The sequence below is a fragment of the Paracoccus tibetensis genome (assembly GCF_900102505.1).
GTDB lineage: Bacteria > Pseudomonadota > Alphaproteobacteria > Rhodobacterales > Rhodobacteraceae > Paracoccus > Paracoccus tibetensis.
In genome coordinates, this window is the sequence record NZ_FMVT01000005.1 from 328,291 (window position 1) to 337,269 (window position 8,979).

Below are 8,979 nucleotides of genomic sequence, written 5' to 3' on the forward strand. Positions count from 1 at the left end.
GCATCATGTCTCATAGGGGTCGGCCGCATCGCGCATGCCGTCGCCCAGGAAGTTGAAGGCCAGCACCGCCAGCACCACCGCCCCAGAAGGCCAGATCAGCAGCCAGGGCGCCGTCGACACGGCGCGGATGTTCTGCGCGTCCTGCAGCAGGACGCCCCAGCTGACGACCGGCGCCTTGAGGCCGACGCCCAGAAAGGACAGCGCGGTTTCCGCGACGATCATCGTCGGAATGGCCAGCGTTACGACCGCAAGGATGTGCGAGGTCAGCGACGGCAGGATGTGGCGGAAGATCACCCGCGCCCGGCTTGATCCGTCAAGGATCGCGGCGGTCACGAAATCCTCGTGCCTCAGGGCAAGGAACCGGCCCCGCACCTCGCGCGCAAGGCCCGTCCAGGCCAGCAGCGACACGATCAGCGTCACCATGAAATAGACGGTCACGGGCGACCAGGCCACCGGCACCGCAGCGGCAAGGCCCAGCCATAACGGGATCGTCGGCATGGCGCTGATGACCTCGATGATGCGCTGGATGACAAGGTCGGTCCAGCCGCCGAAGTACCCCGACAGCGCCCCCAGCACGACCCCGATGACAAGGCTGGACAGCACCCCGATCAGCCCGATCGACATCGAGATGCGGGTGCCGTAGATCAGCCGGCTGAGCAGGTCGCGGCCAAGCGCGTCGGTGCCCAGCAGGTTCATCGGTTGCGACGCATCAAGCGGCCCCATGAGGCGCATGTTCGCGTCTAGCAGCCCCCACATGCGATAGGCCGGTCCCTCGACAAAGAAGCCGATCGGGATGATCGCGGTGTCGTCAATGGTGAAGGTGCGACGCAACGAGGCGGGATCGACGCTCATTGTGTAGCCCTTGACATGGGGCTGCCAGCTGCGGCCGCCATCCGGGTCTGGCACGAAGAAGCCGATGCTCTGCGGCGGGGCATAGGTGAACTGCGGCCGGGCCAGCGAGGGCGAGGTGGGGGCCAGGAACTCGGCCAACATGGCAATCAGGTAGAAGGCCAGCACCACGATCCCCGCAAAGACGGCAACGCGGTTCGACAGGAACTTGCGCCAGATCAGCGTCCATTGCGAGGCAACGGCGATCTTGCCCGGATCATCGCCGGGCCGCAGCGGGCTGATGGCGGGCCCGGTGTCTTCCGGAGCCATAGGCCGGTCCGGGGGCAGCTCGGTCGGGGTATGAACGAGATGGGTCATGTGAAGCGTATCCGGGGATCAAGGACGGCCAGAAGCAGGTCCGAAATCAGCATGCCGATCAGCGTCAGTACGCCCATCAGCAGGATGAAGCTGCCGGCCAGGTACATGTCCTGGCTGACAAGCGCCCTCAGCAGCAGTGGCCCCGCGGTGGGCAGGTTCAGCACGATGGCGGTGATGGTGACGCCCGATATCAGGTTCGGCAGGACCCATCCGATCGCCGACACGAACGGGTTAAGCGCGATGCGCACGGGATATCGCATGATGACGTTGAATTCGGACAGGCCCTTGGCGCGGGCGGTGGTGACATAGGGCTTGGACAGCTCGTCCGTCAGGTTCGCGCGAAGGATGCGGATCAGCGCCGCCGTCCCCGAGGTCCCGATGACGATGATCGGAATCCACAGGTGCTTCATCAGGTCCCACACCCGCCCCCAGCTCCAGTCCGCGCCGACATATTCGGGCGAGAATAGGCCCCCAACGCTTTGCCCGAAGTAGCGGTAGCTGACATACATCAGCGTCAGCGCCAGGATGAAGTTGGGGATCGCAAGGCCCAGAAAGCCAAAGAACGTGGCGACGTGATCGCCCACGGAATGGCGGTGGACGGCCGAATAGATCCCGATGGGCAGCGACACCGCCCAGACAAAGACCAGCGCCGCGATCGAGATGGCAAGGGTCGAGCCCATGCGCTCCCAGATCAGCTCGCTGACAGGGCGGCCCCATTCGAAGGAATAACCGAAATCGCCGCGAAAGACGATGCCCGAGATCCATTTGAAGTATTGCACGATCATCGGGTCATCCAGACCATAGGTCGCGCGCAGCCGCGCGATCTCGACCGGGTCCAGCGTCTGTCCGCTGTCGGCCATCGAGGCCAGCAGCGATGTCAGGTAATCACCGGGCGGCAGCTGGATGATGAAGAACGAGATCAGCGAGATGCCGAACATCGTGGGGATCATCAGCAAGATCCGCTTGAGCGTGTAGAGCCACATCAGCCCGGCTCCTGCCAGGTCAGGTGGACGGCTTCCAGGATGTCGACCTGCGGCACGGTGACGATGGCCCGGCCGTCACGCAGTGTCACTGGCACGCCCTTGCCCGACACGGCCAGCCGCGCGCTTGGGCTTCGCGCACCGACGTCCAGCGCGATTGACAGCTCGATCGGGCCAGCGGGATAGATCTCGCGGATCGGGGCCTTCCACGCCATTGGGTTCGTCAGGTTGACCAGCGTCACCAGCCGCGCGCCGGGTGCGGACCGGACGGCGATGTCGAAAAGACCGGGGCCACGGATCTCGACCATAGAGGGGGCGCCAAGCGCCCACCGCACCGCGTTTTCGATCAGGCGCTGGTGGTCCTGTGCCAGCACATCCCAGAACGTTGCACCGATATTCCAAGGGATGTGGACGCTGCGGCCCTTGCCGCCCTCGCGTGTGACGACGGCGGGCTTGGTGGCGCTGTCGCGGGGATAGACCTCTTCCATCGGCAGATCGGGGAAGTCGGGGACATAAAGAAACGGAGTTTCGGTGTCCGGACCCGCCGTGATCGCGGTCAGGCGCAGTCCGCCGATGATGCGCCTTGCGCCGTCATAGCCGGCGTTCAGCGGATGGTTGCCCAACAGCTCGACATAGGTGTTCTTCAGCGGCCCGCGCGTCGTCCCGGCCAGTTGCGTGCCAAGGACGGCGGCCAGTCCGCATTCCTTGCGCGGAGTGCCGTCCTCATGCGCCATTGCGCTTTCGCCTGCGACCACCAGATTGCCGCCGCGTTCCGACCATTCCGCGATCATCGCGCACTGGGCGTCAGACAAGCAGCGCGCGTTCGGCAGGATCAGGACCTTGAAACGATCCAGAAGCGCCGCCGTCATCGCGTGATCGGAAATGAACTCGAAGGCCAGCCCGGCCTCGACCAGCGCGTGGCAGAACCCCTTTTCATCGGCCTCGGCCGCATCGCGCTGGCGCAGGTCGTGAAGGCGCAGCGTCGTGGTGGCGTCAAGAATCGCGATCTCGCAGGCGGGTTGGGTCGCGGCCAGCGCCGGCTCGATCTGGGCGTGAAAGCCGAAGCCCTTGGCGACCGGGTCGATCCAACGGGGATCGGGGATGACCCCGTTGAACTTGGTGAACCAGGGCAGCATCCCGTGGGCCGCGCCGTCCGCAATCCAGGTCGCCATCTCGGGTCCGGTGGTGACGCTATCCTTCCAGCGGTGTACGGGCTCCTCGGGGCCGACCGAGGTGATCAGCACCACGGGCCGGTCGCGGAAGGTGGCGCGGATGCGCTTGGCATTGCGTCCCGCCATCCAGACCGGCTCCAGCCCATGTCGGCCTTGGTGATCGACGACGAGGAACGGGCAATGGGCCTCGATCGTGGCGAGGTCGAACTCCATCAGAGAGGCGCCGCCCATGTTCGGGATGAAGCTGGCATTGGGCCGGATCGCCTGCACCTCGCGGTCCCACTGGACCACCATCGCCGTCAGCCGCTCGCGCCGCCAGGCGACCCAGGCCCGCCACGCGGCATCCGCGGGGTCCGTCACGCGCGGCAGATCGAAGCCGGAGGCAGCCTTGAAGCGCGTCTGGCACGCGTCGCAATAGCAGATGCCATGACCTTGCCAACGGTTGGCGAAGACGGCGTCGATGTCATACTCCCGCACGATCTCCCGCACGATATTCGGCATGTAGTCGTTGTTGTAATCGCCATAGGCGCAGGTGACCCAGACATCGGGATAGGCCCAGTGGCGGCGCGGGTTGCCCTCGGCATCCACGGCGACCCATTCGGGATGGGCTTGGGCCGCGTCGTTATGGATTGCGTGGGGATCGACGCGCGCCATAACGTGCATGTTCAGGCTGCGGGCACCGTCGACCAGCGCGCCGAAGGGGTCGGTGTCTCCAAGCCATTTGCTGCGATAATGGAACGGCACCTTTGTCGGGTAATAGGCGACATACCCCCCCGCGCTGAGACAGGCCGCGTTCGATCCGGTACGCCGGAACACGTCGATCCATTCGTCCACGCTGAACTTGACCGGGTCATCTTCCGCCAGGGTCAGCTGCGTCCATCGCGTCGCGCCGCGATACCAGTTGGGGCTGCGCAGAAGGCGTGCGGGATCAAGCGAGGTATCGGGCATGTCATGGCTTTCGTGATGCAGGGACCATTCGGGGCCGGATGGCCGGCCCCGGATCAGATGCTGGTGCGTCAGGGCGCGTCAGGCCTTGAAGAACTGCTCGGGGCGCGAGGGGCCGGGCGTCGGCCAGCCGAAGCTGTTCGGCATGGTGTCCATCGTGTTCACCATGTCGTTCTTGACGATCCCGTAACCGTCGGCGGGCAGCGAGATGCCAAAGACTAGGAACTGGTCCGCCGCCACCTCCAGGATCTCGGCCATCTTGGCCTGCTGCTGGTCAGGATCTCCCGTAGCCAAAAGGTCGCGGTACCGTTCCTGCTGCTGCTTGATTTCCTCGGGCGGCTCGACGGCACTAGGGTTGTCCGGCGACGTGAAATACAGCGACCACCCTGGCGCATAGACCGAGTTGCTGCTGAAGGGCACGAAATAGCGCGGGTCCAGCATGGCAGCGATGCCGGAATTGGCACCGAACTGATGCGCGGTTGCATCGAACTCGCGGCCGTTGCGCACGCGCGTTTCCCAAAGCGAACGGTCCATCGTCCGCATCTGCCCGTCGATCCCGACCGCCTGGAACATCGGCAGCAGCAGCTGGAACATGTCTACAAAGGTCGTGCGGGTTTGGTCGATCTCGAAGATAATGGACAGGCGGCGCCCCGAGGAGTCCAGACGATAGCCAGAGCTGTCGCGCTCGGGCACGATCTCGTCCAGCATCTGGTTCGCGCGGTCCGGATCGTACTCGGTAAATTGCGTGGCAAGCCGTTCATTGTAGAGCGGATCGCCTTCGATGATCGAGGGTTGCGCCGGGGCGCCTTGCCCCACAAAGACCGCGTCGATCAGATTCTGGCGGTTGATCGCGAGGGACAAGGCCTGCCGGAACTCGCGGGTGTTATACAACGCGTTCTTCACCTCGTCTGTGTGGTTGAGGTTCAGGTTGAAGACCATGACGTTAGCGGCCGTCTCGCGCAGCGTGTAGAAGCGGTAGTTGCCGCTTTCCTGCCCGTCGTAAAGCACGGGCCGGTTTGTCGGCGTCGCGATGTACTGGTCCATCATGTCGATCTCGCCCTGCAGCGTTTTCAGCAGCAGGACCTGTGGGTCCCCTACCATCTGGTAGACGATGCGGTCGAAGTAGGGCAGCTGCGTGCCCTCGGTGTCGACCTTGAAGTAGTAGGGGTTGCGAACGGCGATGGCGCGTTCCGTGTTCTCGCCGGGCGCGCTGGTGAACATCCATGCATTCAGGGTCGGCCGAGCCGAGTTCTGGAAATGGACGTTATCCTCGGCCAGCCCATGCTCGCGCGCGAAAAGGGCGGTCCAACCCTGATACCCGCGCGTCTGCGCTAGCTCGTTCGCCTCCGGGTTGTACTTGATGTGGAACTGCTTGAGATAATGCGCCGGCGCCCGCGTCAATTGATCCTGGTTGGCCCAAGCCAGCCCTTGCGCAAAAAACCCGTTGGGCGAAGGAAAGATGACCCGGAAAGTCGTCTCGTCTACAATTTCCAGTTCACCCCAAACGCCATTGACCTGCCAGAAGCTTTGGCCGCTGGTCGTCCCGGCGTCGGGGTCGGTCAGGATATCCTCGTACCAGAAGCGAATGTCTTCTGTGGTGTAGGGCTCGCCATCGGACCATTTGTGTCCGCTGCGCAAGGTAAAGGTGTAGACAGTCGAATCCTCGTTGATCTCATAACTCTCGGCAACGTTAGGCTCAATTCCGGTCCAATCCGGCGTGAAGCGCACCAATGGCTCGTAGGACTGGTAACGGATCAGCATCGACAGCGATCCCCCTCCAACGAGCGCGTGGTTCCAGGTGCCGCCCTGAACGCCCGGCCGCTCGGTCGGGACGATGACCAGCGGGTTTTGCGGCAGCCGTTGCTCCAACGGCGGCAAGTCAGCATCTTGTGCGAATATTGGCAGCCCAAATGCGGCCGCGCCTGCCGCAATTGTGCTGGTTACCAGAAACCCGCGCCTTCCGATCCGTCTCATCTCGCCCCTCCCAGAACAGATACTCGGTTCTTGTTTAGGTTGGCGTAAGGCTTGATGTTAGGTAAAGGGTTATGTGTAAAAAGAAGTTTCTGCACTTGCACAATATCAACTAACTATAATCGCTCCAAATCGCGAGGGATTGCCGCGTTGCGGCACGCAAGAGAGGTGGGGATGTCGAGGATTACGTTGCGAATCATCGCCGAAGAAACCGGCCTGTCCAAGTTTGCCGTCTCGCGCGCGCTGTCTGGAAAGGATGGTGTGAGCGACGGGACAAGGGCCCGCGTTCTGGCCGCTGCCGAACGTCTTGGATATATCAAGCCGGACCGCCCCACCGAACACGCGAGTGCGGTCATCGGCGCCGTCTTCGACGAAAGTGATACGATAAACAACGAGATGAACATCCAGATCCAAAGCGGCTTACAGGCCGAGGCGGGACGTCTTGGATACAGCGTCCTCGCCCAGTGGCATCTGTCCGAGCCAAACCTACCCGGGTTTCTGGACCGCTGCGCCGGCTTCTTCGCCGTCAATGTACGCGATCATTCGGTCATTGCGCGGATCGCCGCAACTGGAAAGCCCTTGGTGCGCGCCGGCTGGCTTGAACCGCTGGAACAGGTCGATCATGTCGGCGGCACCGACCGCGAGGCTGGGATCGCGGTCGGCCGCTATCTTGCCGGTCTGGGTCACCGCGAGATCGTCTTCGTTCATGGCGAGGTCGAGTTGCGCGGTCGCCGCGAACGCTGGAACGGTCTGAGCGAGGTCGTCGCGGAAATGCCGAGCCTGCGTTGCCACGACGTCACCTGGGGCGCGGGACGGACCTTCACGGACGGGCTGGACCGCATCCTTGCGCAGGGCGGGCGGCCGACCGGGTTTTTCTGCGCACATGATGCACTGGCGATTACTGCCTACACCGACCTTCTGGCACGGGGCTGGCGCATTCCGCGCGATGTCTCGGTAGTCGGCTTCGGAGATTACAGCGCCGCGATGCAGGTCAGTCCCCAGCTGACAACGGTGCGCGTACGCGCCGCCGAGTTCGGCAAAAGCGCCGTGCGCAGGCTGGACGCCCGCCTGCGTAATCCGATGGTGGATTTTGCGCCGCTGAGAATGTTGGTGCCGAACGTCCTCGTGGAACGCGGCTCGGCCGGCCGCGTGAGTGCCGGCCGATGAAAGCTCGGCAGGCCGGCCTCGACCCGTTCCAGCGCGATGGCGATGCCCTACCCGACGGCGATACACATGGTGGCGAGGACCAGCGACGAACCCCTGCCATAAACTTCGGAAGCGGTACCTGCCGTCACCGAACAGCGGGCGCAGGCTCGCTGAATTTCCGTCCCAATCTGGTATCAGAATATCCGGCTCCGCATCCGCAAAGCGGTCGAACCCGGTCGCATGAAGCGCTGCGAGCTTTTCGAGGACGCCCCTTGCAAGGTTCGGATTGACTCAGACACACAGCATGGCCGTCAGGATACCATCCCGCCCGAACATCGTGCTGAACCAGGGGATCCCGGCATAGGGGTCAGGGCGGAGCGGCGTGTCCGCCGTCAGGGTGTAGAGATCCGACCGCGCCCGCCCGATTACCACGTTGAAGAGCTCGTTCGAATTGGGCGCCTGCGCCGCGCCCGCACAGAGAATACGCCGCTCCCGTCTCAGACCGTGCAGCGCGACGAGAAAGCGCCCTGGCGTCGCGGGCCTTCCCTCTCCGCAGGCCACCTCGGCCGACAGCACCGTCTGCTCGTCGGAGTCCAGGTCCACCACCCACGAGGCCCGCGTGTCCGTCAAGGACACAGGCTCCGGGCCGAAGGTGATCGCGATCACACGGACGATGGCGTCAAGGCCGGCATAGGTGAACTAAACCGCCGCGCCATGTATGACCATTACCAAGACCTTGCCGCGAGCGAGGCGGGTCATGCCCCGAACTTCAAGGAGGTCGCGGAAGTCGCACGCAAACGCTACGTCGATCCGGAAGCGGGCGCGCGCTTCCGTAATTACGGACCTTGACCCATTCGTAGGCGACGGCATCGCAGACGGAGCGCGTGCGCTCCAGCGCGATCGTGTCGCGGCGCACCGGATCGCCCTCAAGGTCCAGATCCGGGTTCGTGAGGTCGATTGACAGCGCCGCTTCGTCCTGGTGGGCCGAGGCGCTGAGGAGGACCGGCTTCCTGCCCTCGATCCTCGGATCTAAGCGCGACAGACAACGCGTATCCTTGAAGAACAGCCCCTCGGCGCCATTGGCTGAGGTCCCGATGTTGCCGCAGCGATCGACGACCAGGAAGGCCTCGCCGCGCTTCATGTCTGCGCGCTTCTAGTATTCATCGACGATACCACCAGCGCGCTTATGCATCGTCGCTTCGTGCTGGCCTGCCCCCTGAAAAGTGGTCCTCCCTGAGGTATGGCTTTCGAGCCATTTGGAGGATGCAGGAATGCCCCAGAAGAAGCACAGGCCGGAGGAGATCGTCGCCAAGCTCCGGCAGGTCGAAGTGTTGGTGTCGCAAGGCCATTCAGTCGCCGAAGCCGTGCGCTCGATCAGTGTGACGCAGTTCACCTACTATCGGTGGCGCAAGGAGTTCGGCGGGCTGAAGACCGACCAGGTGAAGCGCTTGAAGGAGCTCGAGAAGGAGAACGAGCGGCTTCGGAAGGCTGTCTCCGACCTGACGCTCGAGAAGCTCATCCTGCGCGAGGCGGCATCGGGAAACTTCTGAGCCCCGCCC

Annotated in this window: 6 protein-coding genes and 2 pseudogenes; 2 read left to right on the forward strand and 6 right to left on the reverse strand. The window is 63.7% G+C overall.

Annotated elements, in window-relative coordinates:
* Window positions 1-3: 3 nt before the first annotated feature.
* The 4 genes from BLP73_RS09410 to BLP73_RS09425 all read right to left on the reverse strand — a co-directional run bounded on the left by BLP73_RS09410 (window position 4) and on the right by BLP73_RS09425 (window position 6,277).
* Window positions 4-1,206 carry an ABC transporter permease gene (locus tag BLP73_RS09410; protein ID WP_245686613.1) on the reverse strand — a complete coding sequence of 401 codons (1,203 nt, stop codon included), beginning with the start codon at window positions 1,204-1,206 and terminating at the stop codon, window positions 4-6.
* A complete protein-coding gene (locus tag BLP73_RS09415; RefSeq protein WP_090743018.1) occupies window positions 1,203-2,189 on the reverse strand; it encodes an ABC transporter permease in 987 nt (328 codons plus the stop codon). The genes BLP73_RS09410 and BLP73_RS09415 overlap by 4 nt, the downstream gene beginning before the upstream one ends.
* Complete coding sequence (locus tag BLP73_RS09420; RefSeq protein WP_090743022.1) at window positions 2,189-4,306, reverse strand: family 10 glycosylhydrolase; 2,118 nt, start codon at window positions 4,304-4,306, stop codon at window positions 2,189-2,191. Before BLP73_RS09420 ends, BLP73_RS09415 begins: the two co-directional genes overlap by 1 nt.
* A gap of 78 nt (window positions 4,307-4,384) precedes the next feature.
* Complete coding sequence (locus BLP73_RS09425; RefSeq protein WP_090743026.1) at window positions 4,385-6,277, reverse strand: ABC transporter substrate-binding protein; 1,893 nt, start codon at window positions 6,275-6,277, stop codon at window positions 4,385-4,387.
* A 171-nt stretch (window positions 6,278-6,448) separates the two neighbouring features.
* Between BLP73_RS09425 and BLP73_RS09430 the strand changes: the two genes are divergently transcribed.
* Window positions 6,449-7,441 carry a LacI family DNA-binding transcriptional regulator gene (locus tag BLP73_RS09430; protein WP_090743029.1) on the forward strand — a complete coding sequence of 331 codons (993 nt, stop codon included), beginning with the start codon at window positions 6,449-6,451 and terminating at the stop codon, window positions 7,439-7,441.
* Between the two features lie 270 nt (window positions 7,442-7,711).
* Here BLP73_RS09430 and BLP73_RS09435 read toward each other — a convergent pair whose 3' ends face one another.
* Both BLP73_RS09435 and BLP73_RS09440 read right to left on the reverse strand, forming a co-directional pair.
* On the reverse strand, window positions 7,712-8,086 hold the full coding sequence (locus tag BLP73_RS09435; protein ID WP_090743032.1) for a hypothetical protein: 375 nt from the start codon (window positions 8,084-8,086) through the stop codon (window positions 7,712-7,714).
* A gap of 33 nt (window positions 8,087-8,119) precedes the next feature.
* Window positions 8,120-8,561, reverse strand: a pseudogene (locus tag BLP73_RS09440) (glycogen debranching N-terminal domain-containing protein).
* A gap of 130 nt (window positions 8,562-8,691) precedes the next feature.
* On the opposite strand from BLP73_RS09440, the pseudogene BLP73_RS09445 reads away from it, so the two are divergent.
* Window positions 8,692-8,979 (forward strand): annotated as a pseudogene (locus BLP73_RS09445) (transposase); the annotation flags it as partial.